The organism is Desulfothermus okinawensis JCM 13304, from assembly GCF_054654515.1.
In genome coordinates this window covers 14,495-35,270 of record NZ_BAAIEW010000032.1, presented here as the reverse complement: position 1 = coordinate 35,270, position 20,776 = coordinate 14,495, and the positions used below count along the sequence as shown (strand labels likewise).

At 36.6% G+C, this 20,776-nt stretch carries 24 protein-coding genes; 3 read left to right on the top strand and 21 right to left on the bottom strand.

The genetic code is table 11. The features are described 5' to 3' along the window. Positions 1-5 precede the first annotated feature (5 nt). The 6 genes from infA to ACYQ0O_RS11535 form a co-directional block, all read right to left on the bottom strand. On the bottom strand, positions 6-224 hold the full coding sequence (gene infA / locus ACYQ0O_RS11560; RefSeq protein ID WP_075069917.1) for a translation initiation factor IF-1: 219 nt from the start codon (positions 222-224) through the stop codon (positions 6-8). Positions 225-239: 15 nt separating this feature from the next. Continuing rightward, positions 240-731 carry a metallophosphoesterase family protein gene (locus ACYQ0O_RS11555; protein ID WP_459893220.1) on the bottom strand — a complete coding sequence of 164 codons (492 nt, stop codon included), beginning with the start codon at positions 729-731 and terminating at the stop codon, positions 240-242. 27 nt (positions 732-758) lie between these two features. Beyond that, on the bottom strand, positions 759-992 hold the full coding sequence (locus ACYQ0O_RS11550; protein ID WP_162507815.1) for an energy transducer TonB: 234 nt from the start codon (positions 990-992) through the stop codon (positions 759-761). A gap of 286 nt (positions 993-1,278) precedes the next feature. After that, positions 1,279-1,887, bottom strand: a complete 609-nt coding sequence (locus ACYQ0O_RS11545; RefSeq protein WP_459893217.1) for an HD domain-containing protein — start codon at positions 1,885-1,887, stop codon at positions 1,279-1,281. Between the two features lie 19 nt (positions 1,888-1,906). Further along, a complete protein-coding gene (gene secA / locus ACYQ0O_RS11540; protein ID WP_459893215.1) occupies positions 1,907-4,420 on the bottom strand; it encodes a preprotein translocase subunit SecA in 2,514 nt (837 codons plus the stop codon). 25 nt (positions 4,421-4,445) lie between these two features. Continuing rightward, entirely contained in the window at positions 4,446-5,561 is a 1,116-nt protein-coding gene (locus ACYQ0O_RS11535; protein ID WP_459893213.1) for a heterodisulfide reductase-related iron-sulfur binding cluster, read from the bottom strand. A 285-nt stretch (positions 5,562-5,846) separates the two neighbouring features. Here ACYQ0O_RS11535 and folD point away from each other — a divergent pair, with 285 nt between their 5' ends. Then, positions 5,847-6,758, top strand: coding sequence for a bifunctional methylenetetrahydrofolate dehydrogenase/methenyltetrahydrofolate cyclohydrolase FolD (gene folD, locus ACYQ0O_RS11530; RefSeq protein ID WP_459893211.1), 912 nt, complete (start codon positions 5,847-5,849; stop codon positions 6,756-6,758). A 124-nt stretch (positions 6,759-6,882) separates the two neighbouring features. On the opposite strand, the gene cmk is transcribed toward folD, so the two are convergent. The 15 genes from cmk to ACYQ0O_RS11455 all read right to left on the bottom strand — a co-directional run bounded on the left by cmk (position 6,883) and on the right by ACYQ0O_RS11455 (position 19,175). Continuing rightward, positions 6,883-7,548: a (d)CMP kinase gene (cmk, locus tag ACYQ0O_RS11525; protein WP_459893209.1), complete on the bottom strand. Its 666-nt coding sequence runs from the start codon at positions 7,546-7,548 to the stop codon at positions 6,883-6,885. A gap of 9 nt (positions 7,549-7,557) precedes the next feature. Continuing rightward, positions 7,558-8,646, bottom strand: a complete 1,089-nt coding sequence (hisC, locus tag ACYQ0O_RS11520) for a histidinol-phosphate transaminase (protein ID WP_459893207.1) — start codon at positions 8,644-8,646, stop codon at positions 7,558-7,560. 63 nt (positions 8,647-8,709) lie between these two features. Next, positions 8,710-9,372 (bottom strand): lactate utilization protein, encoded by a 663-nt coding sequence (locus ACYQ0O_RS11515; RefSeq protein ID WP_459893205.1) that lies wholly within the window; start codon positions 9,370-9,372, stop codon positions 8,710-8,712. 334 nt (positions 9,373-9,706) lie between these two features. Then, complete coding sequence (locus tag ACYQ0O_RS11510) at positions 9,707-11,080, bottom strand: FAD-binding oxidoreductase (RefSeq protein WP_459893203.1); 1,374 nt, start codon at positions 11,078-11,080, stop codon at positions 9,707-9,709. A gap of 2 nt (positions 11,081-11,082) precedes the next feature. After that, positions 11,083-11,547, bottom strand: a complete 465-nt coding sequence (smpB, locus tag ACYQ0O_RS11505; protein ID WP_459893201.1) for an SsrA-binding protein SmpB — start codon at positions 11,545-11,547, stop codon at positions 11,083-11,085. 19 nt (positions 11,548-11,566) lie between these two features. After that, entirely contained in the window at positions 11,567-13,336 is a 1,770-nt protein-coding gene (ptsP, locus tag ACYQ0O_RS11500; RefSeq protein WP_459893199.1) for a phosphoenolpyruvate--protein phosphotransferase, read from the bottom strand. A gap of 15 nt (positions 13,337-13,351) precedes the next feature. Beyond that, entirely contained in the window at positions 13,352-13,630 is a 279-nt protein-coding gene (locus tag ACYQ0O_RS11495) for an HPr family phosphocarrier protein (protein WP_075069933.1), read from the bottom strand. Between the two features lie 20 nt (positions 13,631-13,650). After that, positions 13,651-14,388, bottom strand: coding sequence for a PTS system mannose/fructose/sorbose family transporter subunit IID (locus tag ACYQ0O_RS11490; protein WP_459893197.1), 738 nt, complete (start codon positions 14,386-14,388; stop codon positions 13,651-13,653). Next, a complete protein-coding gene (rsmI, locus tag ACYQ0O_RS11485; protein WP_459893194.1) occupies positions 14,381-15,232 on the bottom strand; it encodes a 16S rRNA (cytidine(1402)-2'-O)-methyltransferase in 852 nt (283 codons plus the stop codon). The genes ACYQ0O_RS11490 and rsmI overlap by 8 nt, the downstream gene beginning before the upstream one ends. Further along, positions 15,165-15,569, bottom strand: a complete 405-nt coding sequence (locus ACYQ0O_RS11480; RefSeq protein ID WP_459893192.1) for a YraN family protein — start codon at positions 15,567-15,569, stop codon at positions 15,165-15,167. The genes rsmI and ACYQ0O_RS11480 overlap by 68 nt, the downstream gene beginning before the upstream one ends. Then, complete coding sequence (locus tag ACYQ0O_RS11475; RefSeq protein WP_459893190.1) at positions 15,536-16,156, bottom strand: ribonuclease HII; 621 nt, start codon at positions 16,154-16,156, stop codon at positions 15,536-15,538. The genes ACYQ0O_RS11480 and ACYQ0O_RS11475 overlap by 34 nt, the downstream gene beginning before the upstream one ends. Before the next feature lie 10 nt (positions 16,157-16,166). Further along, entirely contained in the window at positions 16,167-16,517 is a 351-nt protein-coding gene (gene rplS / locus ACYQ0O_RS11470) for a 50S ribosomal protein L19 (protein WP_459893188.1), read from the bottom strand. Positions 16,518-16,800: 283 nt separating this feature from the next. Next, complete coding sequence (locus ACYQ0O_RS11465) at positions 16,801-17,445, bottom strand: hypothetical protein (RefSeq protein ID WP_075069926.1); 645 nt, start codon at positions 17,443-17,445, stop codon at positions 16,801-16,803. Positions 17,446-17,482: 37 nt separating this feature from the next. After that, positions 17,483-18,109 carry a cobalamin B12-binding domain-containing protein gene (locus ACYQ0O_RS11460; RefSeq protein ID WP_459893186.1) on the bottom strand — a complete coding sequence of 209 codons (627 nt, stop codon included), beginning with the start codon at positions 18,107-18,109 and terminating at the stop codon, positions 17,483-17,485. Between the two features lie 13 nt (positions 18,110-18,122). Next, entirely contained in the window at positions 18,123-19,175 is a 1,053-nt protein-coding gene (locus tag ACYQ0O_RS11455; protein WP_459893184.1) for a uroporphyrinogen decarboxylase family protein, read from the bottom strand. Between the two features lie 337 nt (positions 19,176-19,512). On the opposite strand from ACYQ0O_RS11455, the gene ACYQ0O_RS11450 reads away from it, so the two are divergent. Further along, positions 19,513-19,701, top strand: coding sequence for a hypothetical protein (locus tag ACYQ0O_RS11450; protein ID WP_459893182.1), 189 nt, complete (start codon positions 19,513-19,515; stop codon positions 19,699-19,701). A 625-nt stretch (positions 19,702-20,326) separates the two neighbouring features. Next, entirely contained in the window at positions 20,327-20,776 is a 450-nt protein-coding gene (locus ACYQ0O_RS11445) for a MarR family winged helix-turn-helix transcriptional regulator (RefSeq protein ID WP_459893180.1), read from the top strand.

Genomic DNA, 20,776 nt, shown 5'->3' with positions numbered 1-20,776 from the left:
AAAAACTATTTATATCTATATACAATTCTTCCCCTTGTTAAATCATAAGGAGAAAGCTCTACCTTCACCTTATCACCTGGTAATATCCTGATATAATATTTACGCATCTTTCCAGAGATATGTCCCAATACTTCGTGTCCATTTTCCAGTTCAACCTTAAACATTGCATTGGGCAACGCCTCTTTTACAACACCAGTTACTTCAATACATTCTTCTTTTGCCATAACCTCTCCTCCTGTTTATAGGTTTATCCAGCTAAGCTTTACCTCTTCAACACTATCAAACTCCAATATGGAGTATCCCTTTGGTTCCATCTTGGGATAGGTGAAGCTACCTGGATTTAAAATGTATTTGCCCTTTGATACCTCTTTAAAAAAACGTATGTGGGTGTGGCCAAAAAATAAAAAATTCACATCCTCAGAAAATCGATTTGTAATATCTCTTTCAATATTTAAAAAGTCAAGATCATTTCCATGTAAAAATCCAAATTTTATATTATTTATCTTGACTTCCAGTGTAGTAGGAACATCTTGGGTCCAGTATCCAGAATCCATATTTCCTCGCACACCATAAAATCTAGGATGAGAGTTCAAATAATAATACACATCTTCATTGGTATAATCCCCAAGATGAAATATTGCATCCATATTCCTTAATCTAGATTCAAATTCATCTATTAACATATTGTTAGGTTTCCTCATATGAGTATCGGAAATCACTGCTATCCTCATCTTTCCTCCACATGTATTATCTTTTCTCTAATGAGATGTTTGTACCTGAAAATAGAGCTGAAATTTCAAGGGGGAGTTAAATGATTTCATTACATCAACATAGGGCTCACCCCTTTTTATAATAGAGACAACTTCATCTGATAATCTTTGTTCGCCAACAAGGTTATTTATAATAATGTTGTTTAAAGTTCCATCTCTATTTAGTTCCACTGTTACCAATACTGAACCTTGACTCTCAATTATACTATTTTTCCAAAGCAAGCCAATTTTTTTTTTAAAATCGCAAGTGCCAACGCCAATTTCTGGTCCTTAATTGGAGTTTTAAAAAAATCTTTTTTAACATGTATTTGTCTGGATGTATAGTTTGAAACAAAAAAAAATTTTTTTGAAGTTATTTTATGTATTGCCTTTTTTTCATTATGCGCTTTTTGAGCCGATAGATTGCTCAAGGAGACTACCAAATCTCTACCTGGTAATCTTATGTAACCCACTACAAAAGAACAAAGATGTAGCATTAACGACAACAAGAACGCCCACCACACATATTTTATTTTTTCCCGTTTTTTGTTGCCCACCAATTTGTATCCACTCCTTTAAACCACCAATCTGTATGATCTGTCTCAAGTATTTTTTCAGCGAGCTCTCTCCCTGCGTCTGTCCTAAGCCTTTCCAATGCATATTTTAACCATGTCTCAGCATATGGATTTCCAAGATCCATTTGTTCCTTTAAATTCAATATAAGATCGATTTGATCTGCGTCATGGGCAATTTCAGCCTCTTTGGAATCTACATCCTCAAGTTCTTTTAGCAATGGTAAAATCAAATCTTCCAGGGGTGTATCCTTTAGTGCATCTAAAATAGCCTTATCTTCCTTTGCCTTGTTATATCTCCTATACACATAATTAAAATCACCTGTCCTTGCCTCATGTAAGTCGTGAAATAAACACATGAGAACAATCTTTTTCCAATCAAGACCTTCTTTTATCCCAAGTATAAGTCCTATAATCGTAGTGCGATAGGAGTGTTCTGCTACACTTTCTGAACCTGAACCAAGGAATTGATAACCCGTCCTGGGGGTCTTTTTTAACATCCCCACCTCAAACAAGAGGTCCGCAATCCTCTTTAATATAAAATCTCTGTCCATTGTATTCTCCATTTTTACAACTCCTTAAAATCTATCTACCACAACATTTTTTATATTTTTTCCCGCTCCCACACGGGCAGGGATCATTTCTACCTATTTTTTTACCTTTCCGTCTATATGGAGTCCTTGGGGTTTGCTCTCCAGAATCAGAATATCTCAGGTCCTTTGTCTGGTCCTCATGTTTTAGATCTTCCTCTGAGACCTCCTGGAACCTAATGTGAGTTAAGGCCTTTATGGTATTTTCTTTCAAAAGATATAGCATCTCCTGGAAAAGTTCGAAACCTTCCTTTTTATATTCCTGTTTTGGATCCATCTGCCCATAACCTCTAAGGCCTATTCCCTCCCTTAAATAATCCATATTCAGAAGATGTTCCTTCCAGAATCTATCTAGATTCTCTAGTAAAAAGAACCTGAGTATATCCTGATAGTGTTCCCCTGCCTTTAGTTTTAGTTCCTCTATTATCTTTCCAACCTGTGTTTTGACCTCATCTTTGGATGGTAAAGAATCCTTCTTTAGGGCAATGTATCTATCTAACCCAAAAACCTCTTTTAGCCTTGTGTTTATAACATCAATGTCTTCTTCCTTTAACTTATTCTTTTTTTGGTCTAAACTAAAATATATATCCTCAATAAGGTCATCTATAAATTCCATAACAGTGGGTTCTAAGTCTTCAGCAATCATCCATTCCTTTCTCTTTCTATAGATAACCTCCCTTTGCTGGTTTAACACATCATCATATTCAAGTAGGTGTTTTCTAATCTCAAAATTGTGTTCTTCCACCCTTCTTTGTGCATTTTCTATTGCCTTTGAAATAAGTCTATTTTCAATTGGCTGACCTTCTTCCACACCAAGCTTGTCCATTAGGGAAGAAATCCTATCTGATCCAAAGAGCCTGAGTAGATCGTCTTCTAATGAAAGATAAAACCTGGAACTACCTGGATCACCCTGCCTTCCTGCTCTACCCCTTAACTGGTTATCAATCCTCCTGGATTCATGTCTCTCAGTTCCTAATATGTGCAGACCTCCCAGGTCTTTTACCCCTTCTCCAAGCTTTATGTCAGTTCCCCTACCTGCCATATTTGTTGCAATGGTCACCCTGCCCTTTTCTCCAGCCTGAGCAACTATCTCTGCTTCCCTTTCATGGTGTTTTGCATTTAACACCTCATGGGGGATCTTTAACTTTTTTAGCTTCCTTGCAATAAGTTCAGATTTTTCTATTGAGGTAGTTCCAACTAACACTGGCCTTCCCTGTCTGTGTAGTTCAACAATCTCTTTTACTATGGCATCAAATTTTTCCCTCTGTGTCTTATATATTACATCTGGGTAATCTATCCTGATCATGGGTTTGTTGGTAGGTATAACAACTACATCAAGGTTATATATCTCTTTGAACTCAACTGCTTCGGTATCAGCTGTACCAGTCATTCCTGCCAATTTATTGTACATCCTGAAAAAATTCTGAAAGGTAATTGTGGCAAGTGTCTGGTTTTCCTCCTGGACCTTGACCCCTTCCTTTGCCTCTAGGGCCTGGTGGAGGCCATCACTGTATCTCCTGCCTGGCAGGACCCTTCCTGTAAATTCATCAACTATAAGTACTTCTCCATCTCTAACAATATAGTCAACATCCCTTTGAAATAAATAGTGTGCCTTTAAGGCCTGGAGGATATGGTGCTGATATGTTATATTTTTGGGATCAAATAGGTTATCAAGACCCAATATCTCCTCGCACCTTGATACCCCTTCCTCAGTCAACATGACTGTCTTGGTCTTTTCATCTACTGTAAAATCCCTATCCTTTCTTAGTTTTGGAACAATTGCATTTATCTTTTTATAGAGTGCAGTTGATTCATCAGCAGGACCAGATATAATCAAAGGGGTCCTTGCCTCGTCAATTAAAACTGAGTCCACCTCATCAACAATTGCATAGTTAAGTTCCCTTTGGACAAGCTGTTCAGGGTAAAACTTCATGTGATCCCTTAGATAATCAAAGCCAAATTCATTGTTTGTACCATAAGTGATGTCGCAACTATATGCCTCTTTTCTCTCTTCATCTTCCATGTTTGATAAAATAACTCCAACACTAAGCCCTAAAAATTTGTATATCTCGCCCATCCACTCTGAGTCTCTTTTGGCCAGATAATCATTTACAGTAACTAAATGAGCGCCTTTTCCCTCAAGTCCATTCAATACAAGGGGCATGGTTGCCACAAGGGTCTTTCCTTCACCTGTCTTCATTTCAGCGATCTTTCCCTGATGAAGGGCAATTGCCCCCATTACCTGGACATCAAAATGTCTCATACCTAGGGTCCTTTTTGATGCCTCCCTAACCAGGGCAAATACCTCAGGCAGAAGCTCATCTAAACTCTTTCCTTTTTTCACCTGTTCTCTATATTCATTAATTTTTTGAGGAAATTCATGGTCCTTTAATTTGACCATTTGATCTTCAAAACTATTCACCTTATCTACCAGAGGACGAATTGACTTTAGATATCTCTCATTTTTGGTTCCAAAAATCTTTCTTGCCAAAAAATCTAAAAAAAACATTTTTAACTCCTGATATCAATTTTCTTCAAAACTCAAATAATTCAAGCCAATGATACACCTTTAAACTATCTCCAGTCAAACAAAGTTGCAAGATACACCCAGAACATCCAGATATAACTAGACTTCCATCACCAACTTTTTTCCACAATTTCTCCCCCAACATATCACATAACGAAGGATTTTCCAATCTTGTACACCCTCCAAATCCGCAGCAATCATCAATTATATCAAAAGTCATGCCCAAATTATTCAATAAGTCCAATAAATTATCATATCCATGCTCATCCATGTGACAGGGTTTGTGGAGGGCTAAATGAAATGGATTTGTGGTCATTTTTGTAACTTTTAAGTTTCCAATTAATTCTGTCATATATATAATTGAATTAAGCCACTTGTGTCTTAATTTTTCGTCTTCAATGAAGAATGCACCTTTTCTTAGACTTAACCAGCAGGTTGCACAAAACACAAGTATCTTAGGGGTGCCAATATCCTTCCATATTTTAAAATTTCTCATAAAAGAGTCTTTTGCCCCTTTTATATCACCTGCAAAAGACATTGGATACCCACAACACTCCCACTCAACGTCTTCTTCTACCTCATAACACATTTTAGCAATATTTAGAGCATTCTCAAACCATTTATCCTTTAAATAGGTTCCAACACACCCTCCAAAAACAACCGCCTTATCAGGGGTGTCTTTTTTTTCCCCAGGCCTCACCTTTATAAAACTGTGTTTGTTTAGATTGTCAAATAAGTCTCTAGTCAATTGAATATTTTTTAAATGGGGAATTATATTTTTTATCTTAAATCCCTTTTTTATAAAAGGATAAAGCTCTGGGATGTGTTTTACTATTTTTAAAAAGAGCCATCTTTTTAGACTAATTGAGTTGGACCTGAGATTTGACACCTCCAGGGGTATATCTATCTTTTGAGTACACACATCATAACATCTTGAGCAACCAACACAATTTCCAACAAGACTGGTTAAATTCTTTATATTTAAATCCATTTTTTCCATCTGGGAATAGAGAAACGCCTTGGATCTGGGAGATAGTTCCTCTTTATTGGTTACATTAAATACAGGGCATACTTCTAAGCACTTCCCACAGAGTAAACAGAAACTTTGATCAATCTTATCCATATTGGATGCTCAATATCGTTAGTTTCAAAGTTTTTGCATGATATAGTATAAGGATAATACAATCAAGCGCAGAACATCACCTCCTGAATTTTATAATCACAACGGCCCAAATTCATATGCATATAAAATTAATTCCAGTTTACTCCTTGACAAGAAAAAATTTTAAGGTTTAACAGGTAGTGAAAACCAAAGTCGAGCCAACACTTAAGCTCGTCTTGGTCTTATTGGACGGTTTTTTTGGGTTACCAAGTATGATGTTAACAATAATTTAAAAAGGAGTTTTTTATGACTGCCAAATTAATTAAAGGGACTGAAATTAGGGAAGAAATCTTAGCAGAAATTGAAAAAGAGGTTAAGGAGATCAAGGAAAAACATGGTGTTGTACCAGGGCTTGTTACTATTTTAGTTGGAGAAAACCCTGCATCAGTTTCTTACGTGACACTAAAAATCAAGACAGCAAAACGAGTGGGATTCCACGAAGTACAGGACACCAGACCAGCAGATATATCTGAAAAGGAACTTCTGGATTTAATCGACAAATACAATAAAGACGACAGCATCCACGGAATATTGGTCCAACTCCCACTTCCAAAACACATTGATGAAAAAAAGGTCTTAAATGCCATTGATCCAGACAAGGACGTTGATGGATTTCATCCAGTAAATGTAGGAAGACTCATGATTGGGGGAGATGAAGTGAAGTTTCCACCATGTACTCCAGCTGGTATCCAGGAACTTATAGTCCGCTCTGGAGTTGAAACTAAAGGTGCTGAGGTAGTTGTTGTAGGTAGGTCCAATATAGTTGGAAAACCAATTGCAGTAATGATGATGCAAAAGGGAAGGGGCGCAAATTCCACAGTTACTGTTGTTCACACTGCAACCAAGGACTTGGCAGCCCACTGCAAAAGGGCAGACATCTTGATAGTTGCAGCTGGGGTTCCAGGTCTAGTAAAACCTGAATGGATCAAACCTGGTGCATGTGTAATAGATGTTGGTGTTAATAGGGTTGGAGAAAAGCCAAGCAAAAAAGATCCAAACAAGATGGTTCCAATCCTGAGAGGTGATGTGGACTTTGAAGCAGCAAAAGAGATTGCTGGCTGGATTACCCCTGTTCCAGGCGGAGTTGGTCCAATGACCATTACAATGCTTATGAAAAATACCCTCCGATCCTTAAAATTCAAATTAGGGATAGCATAATTTTAAAAAGGGCTGATTTAATCAGCCCTTTTTTACCCAGACGAAAATATCCTTTCTCACACCTTTTACAGTAAATGGCTTCTATTTCCCGCCTGTGGATTTTAGACACATTAACCAGAGTTTATTATTTTTGATAAATTTGGGTTAATATGTCGTGTACTACTTCCTCAATACTAAGGTTTGATGTATCTATTACCACAGCATCCTCTGCAGGTTTTAATGGGGCTATTTCCCGACTTGAGTCCTGTTCATCCCTTTTTAATATGTCTTTTAGTATCTCATTATAACTAGACTCAATCCCTATTTCCTTTAGTTGTTCAAATCTCCTCCTTGCCCTTATCTCAGGTGATGCAGTTAAAAAGAATTTAAAATCTGCATTCTCAAACACCACTGTACCCATGTCCCTTCCTTCAGCTACAAGGGAGTGTCTTTTGGCAATCTCCCTTTGCTGTTTGGTTAGATATGTTCTAACAAGGGGATCTTTAGCAATTGTGGATGCAAGAAAGCCTATTTTCTCGGTCCTTATCTCATCACCTAAAATCTTGTTGTTCATGGCCAAAGAATAACCATCACCATCATACACCAAGTCAAATTTCAATGAACTTAATACATTCTCTTTGTAATTAAAATCTTTAGGCATATTGCCAAGGATTAAAGCAACACCACGATACATGGCACCTGTATCCAGATAAGCAATGTTCATTTTTTTTGCTACAATCTTTGCAACAGTAGTCTTTCCCGAACCAGCTGGACCATCAATTGTAATTATCATTTTTTTTGACCTATCCATACAATATCCCTAAAGAATTTGTTTCAACCCTTTGATAAACAGCCTATTTTCATCTCCCCTGCCAATTGATACCCTGAGAAGGCTTGAGAGCCCATATGATTTTAGAGGTCTTATAATTATCCCTCTTTTAAGCAACTCCTCAAATAATATATCCGCTGGGATTGGTGGCTCAAACATCAAAAAATTTGCCTGGGATGGATATACCTTGCATCCAAGCTTCTCCATTTCTTTTTGTAAGTACTCCCTGCCTTGAATAACAGTATTTCTTGTATGTTCAATGTAATTAATATCATCAAGTACTTCTATGGCAGCCTTTTCTGCAATTATATTGACACTAAATGGTAGTTTAACCCTTTTTATATAATCAGAGAGGTTTGGTGGTAAAACTCCATATCCTATCCTCAGCCCTGCAAGTCCATACAACTTGGAAAACGTCCTGAGCACTCCTAAGTTTTTATATCTTAAAACATCTCTTATACAGGAACGCTCATCTGGATCATCAGAAAACTCAACATAGGCTTCGTCAACTACAACCAATATATTTTCAGAAATTCTTTCTAATAATCTAATTATCTCTTTTGATTTAACAGAAAACCCTGAAGGGTTATCTGGATTTGTCAAAAATATGAGTTTTGTATTTTCATCTATTGCATCTATAATTCCATTAAAATCAAATGAAAAATCTTTACTCAATGGCACATATTTTACATAAATTCCATGGAATTTCCCCTGCATCCTGTATATAGAAAAACTGGGATCAAATACCACCATATTATCTTTATATGGTACAGTTACAACCCTTACAATTAGATCAATTATTTCATCTGAACCATTTGTAACAACAATATACTTATCAGGGATATTAAGGACCTCAGATAGCTTGTCAACTAAATCTGGGTTCCCACTCCTTGGATATCTAAAGGCATAGGTACTGATATTTTTTATAACCTCAACTACCCTGGGAGATACTCCCAATGGATTTTCATTGCTTGCCATTTTAATTACATTACTTAAGTTGTACTTTTTTTTTATTTCATCAATGGAAAGACCAGGGGAGTATGGTGAAAAATCAAAAAGCTCCTTTCTAATATTTAACATTAGTCCTCCTGCTAACTGAAGTGAAATAAGACCTAACTCTGGTTTAGACATTGTGTAATATTACTAAAATCCACAATCTTCATTTATTAAGATTATTTTAATCCTTTTTGGTGGAAAACATTTCTCAGTAATAACCCAAACATTGCATACCCTATCTGGACTATTGCAATCTTCACACTTGAGTGTCTTTGCACATGGGGTCTTTCTACCAAGTCTTATAGTATTTATTGGAGCTGCAAAACCCTTTATCCTGTTTACAGCTTCATCTAAATCAGTAACCACCTTATTTCTTCCAATGAGTAGTGTCACATACCTGGGACCAAAGGCAATGGCTCCCACCCTATTCCCATATCCATCCAGGTTTACCAAAACCCCATCTTCAGTTACTGCATTGGTGCCTGTAATGAAAAGGTCAGACAAAAGTGCCTGTCTCCTTCTATGTATGAACTCATCCTTTGGAATGGTCCTGTCATAGGTGTCTATCACCTCATAATCACCTGATTCCTTAAAAAAGGAATAAATTCCAGAATCCACTACAGTAAGGGAACCTCCAAAAGAGACCTTTTTGATATCATCCAATTTACTTAAAATTTCATTTATAAACAGTTTTTTTACATGCTTAAGCCTTGGGGCTAAAAATACTTCAAAATTATTTTTTTCCAGTATCTGTTTTAATATATTTAATTTTTTCTCCCAAAAACCACCTAACATCTCTCTTGTATTCATAATCTCCCCCTTTTTTTATAAATTTAAATTGTGTCTGTGATCTGTGGACTGTGTCTGTGGGTGTCTAAAGTTCAACGTTCAATGTTCAAAGTTCAAGGTTCGACGTTTTAGTATCCTTCACCTTTCACTAATAACTAAAGACTAATAACTAAAAACTAACCACTAACAACTAACAACTAAAAACTGCTGTGATCTGTGTCTGTGGTCTGTAACTTCCATATACACACACATACACATACACTCACACTTTACCTTTCACTATTCACTAATCACTTGATCCATAACCCGATCAATAATCGGAGCTAAAGAAATAGGCAAATTAAATAATTAAAAATTAATAAGCTTTTCCTGGATTCATGATATTATGTGGATCAAATATCTTCTTTATTTTTCTCATTAAATTTAGCTCTGTGGTTGATATTTGCCCTTGAATTAAATCCAGTTTTAAAAGCCCAATACCATGTTCCCCTGAAATGGTGCCACCAACTGCAATGGTCTTTTTTAATATTTTTTTATCTAATTCATGAGCCTTGTCTTCATTATTTTTGCTATACATTATATTTACATGTATATTTCCATCACCCAGGTGTCCAAAACAAAGCACAGGTAAGTCATACTCCTTTCCTATTTTCTTTGAATATTTTATTATATATGGAATCTTTGATCTGGGAACACAAATATCCATTGCAATCTTTTTATCTCCCATCTTATGGGATGCAGGATTAATAAGTCGTCTAATTTCCCATATTTCTTCTTCTCGCTTTAAATCCCCCCCTTTTTCATAATATGTAACATCTGTGTCTTTAATTATCTTTTCGCATTTACAAACTGCGGCATTCACTGCATCTAAATCCCCATCAAACTGAAGCAAAAGCATTGCATCTGTATCATCAGGCACCACTTCTTTATTTAACATTTTAATACAACGTAAAACATCGTTGTCCATAAACTCCATTGCTACTGGCATAAGCCCATTTTTTAATATTTTAATGGAAACTTCCAGTAATTGTTCCAGGGAACTGAAGCCAACTAACACTGATATTGAGGCTTCAGGCAAGGGCAGGAGCTTTAAAATTATTTTGGTAAAAAATCCAAGTGTCCCTTCTGAGCCAACCATTAAAGATTTGAGGTCTAATCCAACAACATCTTTATGTGATCTCCCCCCAAGGCACAACATCTTCCCCCCTGGAATACAAACATCTAGTCCCAGGACATAGTCTTTTGTTACCCCGTATTTTACTGCACGTAGTCCTCCTGCGTTTTGAGACACATTTCCACCAATTGTGGAAATATTTGCAGACGCTGGATCTGGAGGATAAAATAAAGACCTCTCCTTTAAAAACTTCTGGAATTCCCCTGTAACTACCCCTGGCTCAACCTCAGCCACAAAGTCCACATCATCTATGTCCAAAATTTTGTTTAATTTCAGGGTTGAGACAACTATTCCACCGTTTATGGGAACACAAGCACCCACAACATTTGTTGCCCGTGCCCTGGGAATTATTGGGATTTTATTTTTATTTGCCCACTTGAGTAACTCCTGTATCTGATGCACAGAGGATGGTCTCACAACCACAGATGGGAGAGAAAATCTTTTACTGGCATCAGTGCCATATATTAATATCTCTTCCCGTTCAAATAATACGTCTTGTTCCCCAAAAAGGGAAGTCAAAAACCTTTTGTGATCTCTTTTTAGTTCAAGTGTCATGGTTATTTATATTTGGACATCTCCCTGGCAATGTCCATTTTTATAGCCTTTCTCTTTAATTCTTCCCTTCTATCCCTTATATTTTTACCCCTGCACAGGGCGATCTCCACCTTTGCCCAGGGACCTTTTAAATATATCTTTAGGGGAATTATAGTAAGCCCCTTTTGTTGAACTTTTCCCTGAAGAGACATAATCTCTCGTTTGTGGAGAAGGAGCTTTCTATCTCGCTCAGGTTCATGTCCAAGATAGGAGGCCTTTTCATATGGAGCAATATGAAGGCCCACTAGATAGGCCTCTCCTCTATAAAATCTAACATAGCTATCCTTAAAATTTACCTTGCCCTGTCTAATGGACTTTATTTCAGAACCAGTCAAAACCAACCCTGCTTCGCGCCTATCTAAAATGTCATAAAAATGAAATGCCTTTTTATTTGTGGCAATAACCTTTATTTTTTCCTTTTGAGACATAGGTCAAAAACTTTCCTCTTTAATGGTCAAAAAAAGATGTAAAAAATGTTAGTTCCTCTGGAATCCGATCAAACACCTTTTCCTTAACTATTTTGTTATTTTCTTTCACAGAACTATTTTGCAAAACTTTCTCCAGGAGATCTTCGCACTCTTTTTTAGATAACATACGAATAACCCTTTTAATTCCAGGTATAGAATGGGGAGTTGAGCTAAGGACTTCCACCCCCATGCCAATTAAAATGGGTATACAAAAGGGATCTCCTGCCATTTCCCCGCACATTGTAACCTCAATTCCAGACTTTTTAGCAACATCCACTGTGTGCTTTATACTCTTAATGATAGCTGGATGTAGGGGCTGAAACAGGTGGGATACATACTTATTGGTACGGTCAATGCCAAGGGAATATTGAATTAGATCGTTGGTGCCAATGCTAAAAAAATCGACTTCCTTTGCAAGGTGATGCGCAACCAACACTGCAGATGGAAGTTCAATCATAATGCCAATTGGTATATCTCCTTTATATGGTTTACCCTCCTCTTCAAGCTCCCTTTTTGCCTCCTCTAAAGCTTCCTTTGCCTGTCTGAGTTCTTCAAGTCCAGAAATCATGGGGAACATAACTGAGGCATTTCCATTTTGTGCAGCCCTTAAGATTGCCTTTAATTGTGTCTTGAATATATTTCTAAATTTAAGACAAAACCTAATTGCCCGAAGTCCCATAACTGGGTTGGACTCTTCTAATCTTTCAAAACCCTTACCTATTTTATCCCCTCCAGCATCCAATGTCCTGATCACAACAGATTTGGGCGCCATTATGGATACAAGGTCCCTATATTCTTCATATAATTCATCTTCACTTGGCATCTTGGATCTATACAGGTAAGAATATTCTGTCCTGTATAAGCCTATGCCTTCTGCTGCATAATCTATAACTGAACTCACTTCTTCAAACAGTTCAATATTTGCCATTACCTTTACATGAAACCCATCTCTTGTCTTGCCCGCTAGTCCCCTTTGGTGGAATAATTCCCTTTTATATTGCTCAAAATTTATCTGCCTTTCAGTATATTCATAAATTTCTTCTTCTTCCGGCTCTATTAATACTTTGCCTGTAAATCCATCAACAATGATAAGTTCATCGTCTAAAATAAGATTCTCCACATCTTCTATTCCAACTATTGCAGGTATCCCAAGGGTCCTGGCAACAATTGACACATGGGAAGTCTTTCCTCCCTGGGCTGTGACAAATGCCATTATTTTACTTACATCCAATTCAACTGTATCTGCAGGAGTTAATTCATGAGCTATTAATATTACCCTTGATTTTATAGGTTTTAATTCTTCCTCAGCACCAATTAGATTTCCAATCACTTTCCTGCTTAGGAGCTTAATTTCACTGATTCTTGTTTTGAAAAATTCATCCTCTATGCCTTTAAATGACTTTTCTATATCTGCAACCCCCTTTTCTATAGCCCATTCTGCATTTAATTTCATATCTTTTATGTATTTTACAATTGCATCTTTGAGCTTTGGATCCTGAAGCATTATTATGTGTGTATCAATTATAGAAGAATACTCTGTCTGTTCTTCTGGTATTCTTTCTTTTAGGTCTTTTAGATTTGATATTGTGAGATCAAATGCATCTTGCAGTCGTTTTAGCTCCTGTTCAACCAGGTCTTCAGATATGTTTTGAATTGGTGCCAAACAATAATGGTCCCTGCTCAAAATATATGCACGGCCTATTGCAATACCTACAGAAACTGCTATTCCCTGAAGGATCCTTTTAGCCATAATGTTTTCCTTATTTTACAATTCTCCAAATCCTTGCTCTATTAAAGAGCTAATATTTTCAATTGCCTCTTTTGCATCCTCGCCCCTGGCAACTAGTTTTATAGATTTTCCCTTAGATGCGGCCAAAGTCAAAATATCCAATATACTTTTTGCATCTACCTCTGTTTCATCCATAACTATCTTTATATCACATTTATATTTACTTGCCTCTTTTGCTAAAAGGGCAGCTGGTCTTGCATGAATTCCAAGATTGTTGTTTATAATTACCTCTGAACAAAACAAATCTTCCTTCATCTTTTGAAAACCCTTTCCTTTTACAAAAAAAACATCATAACAACAAAAAATAGCACCACCAAAATCTCTCTGGGAATTTGATTTCTATAAATAAGAAACGACGAGATAGACACTACTATCCCACCTAATAAAAAGAAGTTAAAATGATCATAACTTGACAAACAAGAAATCCTATACCAAATCCAAACAAGAATAAAACCATTTAAAATCTTAAGTCTATTGGACCATTCAATTAAGTTTATTTCTTTAAGTAGTTGAAAAAAAGCAAGTCCCCTGGTCCACCCTTTCCAAAAGAGGGCGAATCTAAAGGCCTGAAGCGTAAAAAAAGAAGCTAAAAGAAAAAGCAGTGCAAATGTTTTTTGACCATATAAAACCAGCAATACCTCAGTGAGTGCCCAGGTAACAAGGAGAGATCCCCCAAAAAAAGAATCACCAATGGCACTTAAGGTGTATGCTGAGGTCTCTTTTATGGTCTCTAGGGACTTGGGTGAAATCATCTTCTGGGATATTCGACATTCTATAAATAAAAAATATCCAGCAAGAAGGGGCAAAAAATAGGGATGGGAATTGTAATGGGATAGGTACCTCCCTCTTGCCTTGAGATACTCTTTTGTGTCCTTCCCATAAAAAAGTTTTAGTCCAGGATCCATAACATAGAGCAGACCAAGGTTTTGAAGTCCCTTGGTATTGTACATACTGCCTATAAAATAGGTCCTAAAAAAACATTTAAGCAGCGCTAAAAGATGTGTCCTACCCATTTTTCACTCTTAAATAGAGATTATACACCTCTTTTTTGTTCCATCCAACACAGAGCTCCACTACCCTGTCTACTAACTCTCGTCCCTTATATCCCCCTTCTATCTCCTCCTTTATTATATTTACCACATCTTCCATTGGAGTCTTTAATTCTTTTTTCTCAGGTGGAGATATAACCACAGTAATCTCTCCCTTTAACTCCCCCAATTTTTCAAATTCAGATAAGAAAAGATGGATTACTTCTTCATGTCTTTTGGTAAGTTCCTTGACAATAGCAACTTCTCTTTGTCCCTTCAATACTTCATTTGCTATTTTTAAACTTGCCTTTAGCCTGGATTTTCTTTCAAAAAAAATAAGGGTGGTATTCAAATTTGAAAAAGGCGCCAAAACTCCCCTTATGTCACCTTCTTTTCTGGGCATAAATCCCAGGAATGTAAATGGTATTGGCTCTATTCCACTAGCTATTAAGGCTGCAACAGGCGCACTTGGACCTGGGACAACTGATACCTTTATCCCCCTTTTTTTGCACTCTTTAACAATAAAAAATCCTGGATCAGAAATAATCGGTGAACCTGCTTCAGAAACAAGGGCAACGTCTATTCCCTGTTCTAAAATCTTTACAATTTGTTCTGTCTTTTCTTTTTCAACATTGTCATAAAAACTGATAAGCTTTTTCCCAAAAATTCCAAGGACCGTTAGTAATTTCCCAGTGGTCCTGGTATCTTCACAGGCTATTACATCAACCTGTTTTAAGGCCTCTACTGCCCTCTTGGTGATATCACCAAGGTTGCCAATAGGTGTTGCCACAATCCAGAGTGTCCCCAATTGTAATGACGTCTTTCTCATGCTCTATTTTTATTTTATCACCATGTTTTATAATGCCAATAATGTCAAATCTAATGTTTTTACGCCACAATTTATTCTTTGTTAAATATCTATTAGCAGCAGATACCATCTTTTTTTGTTTACTTGGATACACAAACTCCCTGGGTTCACCGTATCTCTCACCTGTCCTGGTCTTAACTTCTACAAAAATCACCTGGTTATTTTTCTCAACAATTAGGTCTATCTCTCCCCTCTTGGTCCTGAAATTTCTGTCCAAGACCTTATATCCCCTTTTTCTGTAAAATTTTTCAGCAATATCTTCGCCTAGTTTTCCCAATCTGGATTTTGTAAAAGACACATCTCTTCCCTAAAAAATTCTTTAACTCCTTTAAAACTCTTCCTATGTACCAATGATGGACCAACCAACCTTAACCTTTCCAGATGCAGCTTTGTAGCATAACCCTTATGTTTTTTAAAGCCATATTGTGGATATTTCTCGTCAATTTTTTCCATTAAACGGTCCCTAAAGGTCTTTGCAAGGATTGATGCAGCTGAAATCTGTGGTATCTTGTCATCACCCTTCTTCACACAAAATATCTCAACTCCCATTAAATTTGGAGCATATATTCCATCCACATACACAATATCAGGCTTCACAGATAACTTAGAAAAGGACCTTTCCATAGCAAGAAGTGAAGCCCTTAAGATATTAAGGGTGTCAATTTCCCTTGGGGTTGCAAGTCCAATACCCCACGATATGGCGATCTCTTTTATTTGCTTTTCTAAAATAAGTCTCTTTTTGGGAGAAATTTTTTTTGAATCTCTAAGACCTGGGAGTGAATAATACTTTGGCAAGATAACCGACGCAGCAACAACGGGACCGGCCAGACATCCCCGACCGGCCTCGTCTATTCCTGCAATTATAAGATCTTTTTTTTCATTCACCTATAACTCTTTAATAAATATCCCTTGACTTAATTCTGGCAGCTTTACCCTTTCTATCCCTTAGGTAGTAAATCCTAGACTGACGTACCTTACCCCTATCAACCACCTCTATCCTTTCAATTGAGGGTGAATGGATTGGAAAAGTACGCTCAACACCAATCCCTCCTGATATTTTGCGAACTGTAAAAGTCTTGTTTGTTCCACCACCCCTTACCCTGATAACAGTACCTTTAAATATCTGAATCCTTTCTTTCTCGCCCTCAATTAATCTTATGTGGACATTGATTGTATCACCTGCCCTAAATTCAGGAATATCATATCTCATATGGTCCTGTTCGATTTTTTTAATGATATGGTCCATTTCTTTCTCTCCTTGAAAAAAATTTTTTTCAACAATCCATCCCAAAGACGATTTTAATTATCTTACTTTTTTTTAATAGTCAACAAAAAGACATGTCCCAATAAAATTTTCATAAATCTGCCTATTGGGAACCCTATACTAGGTTTATCAAAACTTGGGTTAAAATGACTTATACAGCTCTTGTTACATAGTTCGGAGCAATGCTCCGAACTATGGCTAAATGATCAGTAATAATACAAGGAAATACTCGCAATTAAACCTTCTAGGATATTGAATACCACTATCAAGGTCTCCTGAATGAGCATCTTTTTGCCGTACAGTATCGGCAGGGATTTCGATCCGAATTTTGGATACCCAACAGGCTCACAAAAGATATAGTATGAATTGGAACCATTCTAAAACTTTTGGATATCAATTTTACGTTTACTGGAGAGGGATCAATTGCCTTAAAGATAAACCCTTGCCCCCTGATATCCCAATCACAATATCCAGGACTAAATGGAAGGGACGCATATAATCCTGTTTCTTTTTCAAGAATAAGGAGCAGAGAATCCACACCTTTTTCTACCACCGCTGTTCCCACTCCGTATACAAGATAATCACGCGTTAAATCATCACCAGTTATGTTAGCAACGATTTCAGGGACCGTGACTAATCCAACTAATAAATTCTTAGCCTTTCTAGCTAGTGATGATATTTTTCGGCTTTGTATTTCTCCAAATGGAGTAAGCACCTTTCCATCTGTTGCGTGGAACTCTTGAATCATCTTATACGTCGCTAATGCTTGAAATCGGTTTAATACGCCTCTAAAGATTTCACGCAACATGCGACTAATTTCTCGTGAGGGTTTCATCTGCTTTTTATAACCTAAACATCTATGGACTTCATTTTCCTTTAAGCTAATATCCAAAGCAGTTACATATTGCATAAGGTGTCCTTCTTTTTGTGACCCCTGAATAGTTTTTTTATGAACAGGCAAACATCTTCTCTGTACTCTCAATCAGATCTCCTGCTGATTCTGCATAACCATCTGCTCCAATACTCATGGCTACCTCAGGTGTAATGAAAGCGCCGCCAACTATTACTTTTGTGTTTGGACTTCTTTTTTTTACTAGTTGGATGGTTTCACAAACTTCATTTAAGGTTGTACTCATCATAGTCGAAATTCCAACTATATCAGCCGATATTTCGCTAGCCTTTTCAGCGAACTTTGGTGCTGGAACATCTTTTCCAAGATCATAAACTTGAAATCCATAGCACTCATATACCCTTTTCACTATGTTCTTTCCCATGTCATGAGGATCACTCTCAATAACACCCAATACTATCTTATTATATGCATACTCTCTTCTCACCTGTTTCATATCTAGAGCAGCTAGAAGGTCCATTAGTAACCGCATGGAAAGAATCAATTCAGGTATTGCAATTTCATCGTTACGACAATGAGCCCTGATTTCAGTTATAGTAGGGGTAAATACCTGTTCTATGATCTTTTGTGGGTCATACTTTTTTACCACCTTATCCAAAAGTTCATTGAACTCTTTTCTCTCTAATTTCTTTAAAAACTCTGCCAAATTTTGTAAGTCTCTCATTATGTTGCTCCTCCTATTTCTGACGATTATAAAGTTCTGAAGCCACTACCATTGCACGAGCGTTCATCATATTTGCATTAGGAGGGTATTCGCATCCAGGAGCTAATATATAACGCCCTCCTTTCCCTAGCTTATCAATTTGTCTCCACGATTCCTCTATAACTTCTTTTGGACTTCCATAATATAAAAAATCCGTAGACATAGCGCCCATGAGGGTAATATCCTGCCCATAGGTCTTTTTAAGTTGTTCCATGCTATCACATTGGTAGGGCAATTCTGCAAATGAGACTACTCCTGGATTCAACCACTTGATCACTTCTTTAAAATATGGTCTATGACCACAGCCATGGTTTACTACTAAACAACCTGATTCTCTTATGATATCTCCCAAAACTTTAACATACTTACCCTCAAATTCTTCCCACAAAACCGAGCTCACCCCAGACAACGAGGCCGGAAGTGTGTCCACACATACACCTGCTACCCCTAAATTACACTGGGCTTGAGTATATTTTTTTAGCACCTCATTGATCACATCTAAAGCTACTTTAACCTTTTCTGGATACTCCAAAATATCTTCATACATTCTTTCTGTACCCCTCATCATTCCAAGAACACCTAATGGGCCATAAACAAAGCTAATAACAGGATAATCTTTACCAGATTTTTCTACCAATAAGCAGGTCATTTTTAGATAATTTGACATCCGAGGTGAACTGGTGGGATCAACTACATTTAATCGCTCGTAATCATCAACAGTCTTGATTAGGGGATTATGGTAGTTGGGATGAGCGGTAGTGTTCGGGGGATAAACCATTTCTTGTCCAAAATCCGCAGCTTCCACTGATAAATCAATAAAAGAAAAGATAATATCTTCACCTGTCAGTCGGTTTGCATATATCAAGGCCTCAGCTGCTAACTCTCCATTGGTTGAGAAATCGGGGAAAGAAATTCCTAGAGCCAAGCGGGCACATCCTACACTCAATGTGCAAACAGGTACTCGATCTGTTTCTTTTCCTTCTAATGTTAACACAACTCGCTCCAAAGGTTTTAGACCATTGTCCATTTTTTCTCCTCCTCAAATTTTCTTGACATATTGTTATTACTATTATGCATAAAAGCCGAGGGAAAAGAATTCATTTTTATATGGCTTAAAAGTCCCTGCCACATTGGGAAAATCTAATAAGGGAGATTCAACAATCCTTTTAAGGAATCTACGACATCTCCCAATACCATATTGGTATCCATATCTCCAAAGATTTTTTAGCTTTCTGTATAATTTACTAAAACCCTAAACCCATCAAAAAACCTGTCCAGCAAATTAAACATGAAATCTCCCAAATTAAAACTTAACTCTTTAACTACATTACACTTTTTTTCCATGAGGCAAAAAAACATTATACATGTCTTTACTAAAAGCTTTTGGAAATAATAAAAGGGTAATAATAGTAGTTTTAAATAAGTTGCTAAAGGCAATCTGGGTTGTATTCAATAAGAGGAAATCTTTCATGACTGAAAAAGCTGCTCTCTCTGCCAAAATTTTTGGAAAAGTAATAAATAATGATCACCATTTTCAATCCCTTAGCAGATAATTTTTTACTATTTTTATAATATAAATACAAATTAAATATTATTATACAACTAAAGAAAATTTATTAGATAATATAATAAATCCTACCTATTGAATTAGCTCCGATTATTGACTCTAATTTTTATAATTATGTGCAAAAGAGGAAAATTGGTTATGCAGCAAGAGACAATAGTAAGATTACTCAAATGGATTAATACAACAATAAGTAATGGAAAGGGTATTATACGAGGAGCTTATTATAGAGTGGGGTACTACATTAATCTGTTTAAATATACTTTTTTTAACATTATCAGGATAAACCATAAAAAAATCTCCTACCGCCCAGGTTGAAATTCCCCCTTCCTCCTAGGGGAAAGGCTAACAAGACAAGAGGACTAATACCCCTTTCATCTTAAACCAGCCCCGGCGACATCTTTCCTGATATATTGGGAGGGGGGCTAAACATCTCAAGTTTATTAAAACTAGAGACTTCGGAGTTAATGGAATAAGTAAATTCGTCAATACATATCATTCCCCTTGACACAGTTAGATTGTTAGTATACAAACTTTTTTAAATCAAATAAAAAATCCAAATTTCTATTTAAATATAGATTCTTTAACTTAACATAAAAATCAAAAGTTTGTTTATGAACCAACTAAATTTAAGGGAATTTTTAAGGGAAACTGATTGCTATATTTTTCTCATAGCAAAGGTCTATCAAAAGGCATATAAGATACTTCAATCTAAATTAAGGACCTTTGGACTTACAAATGTACAACATCTTGTATTAGAGGCATTGTGGTTAGCGCCTGGTTTGACTTCAATGGAACTCTCTAGAATACTGAATATTGATAAGGCAACTGTGTCCGGGATTGTGGAAAGGCTATACAGGGGAAACTGGATAGAAAAAAAGGCAGATCCCAATGACAAAAGGGTCATTAGGATCTTTCCAACAGAAAAGAGCATGGATATCCAGAAAAAATTAATTGAAATAAGGAAACAGGCAAATGAAGAGTTGCTTAAAAACTTTTCTCTGGAAGAAAAACTCTTGTTTAAGAAATTTTTATTAGAAATATTAGAAACCAAAGGGGGGTAA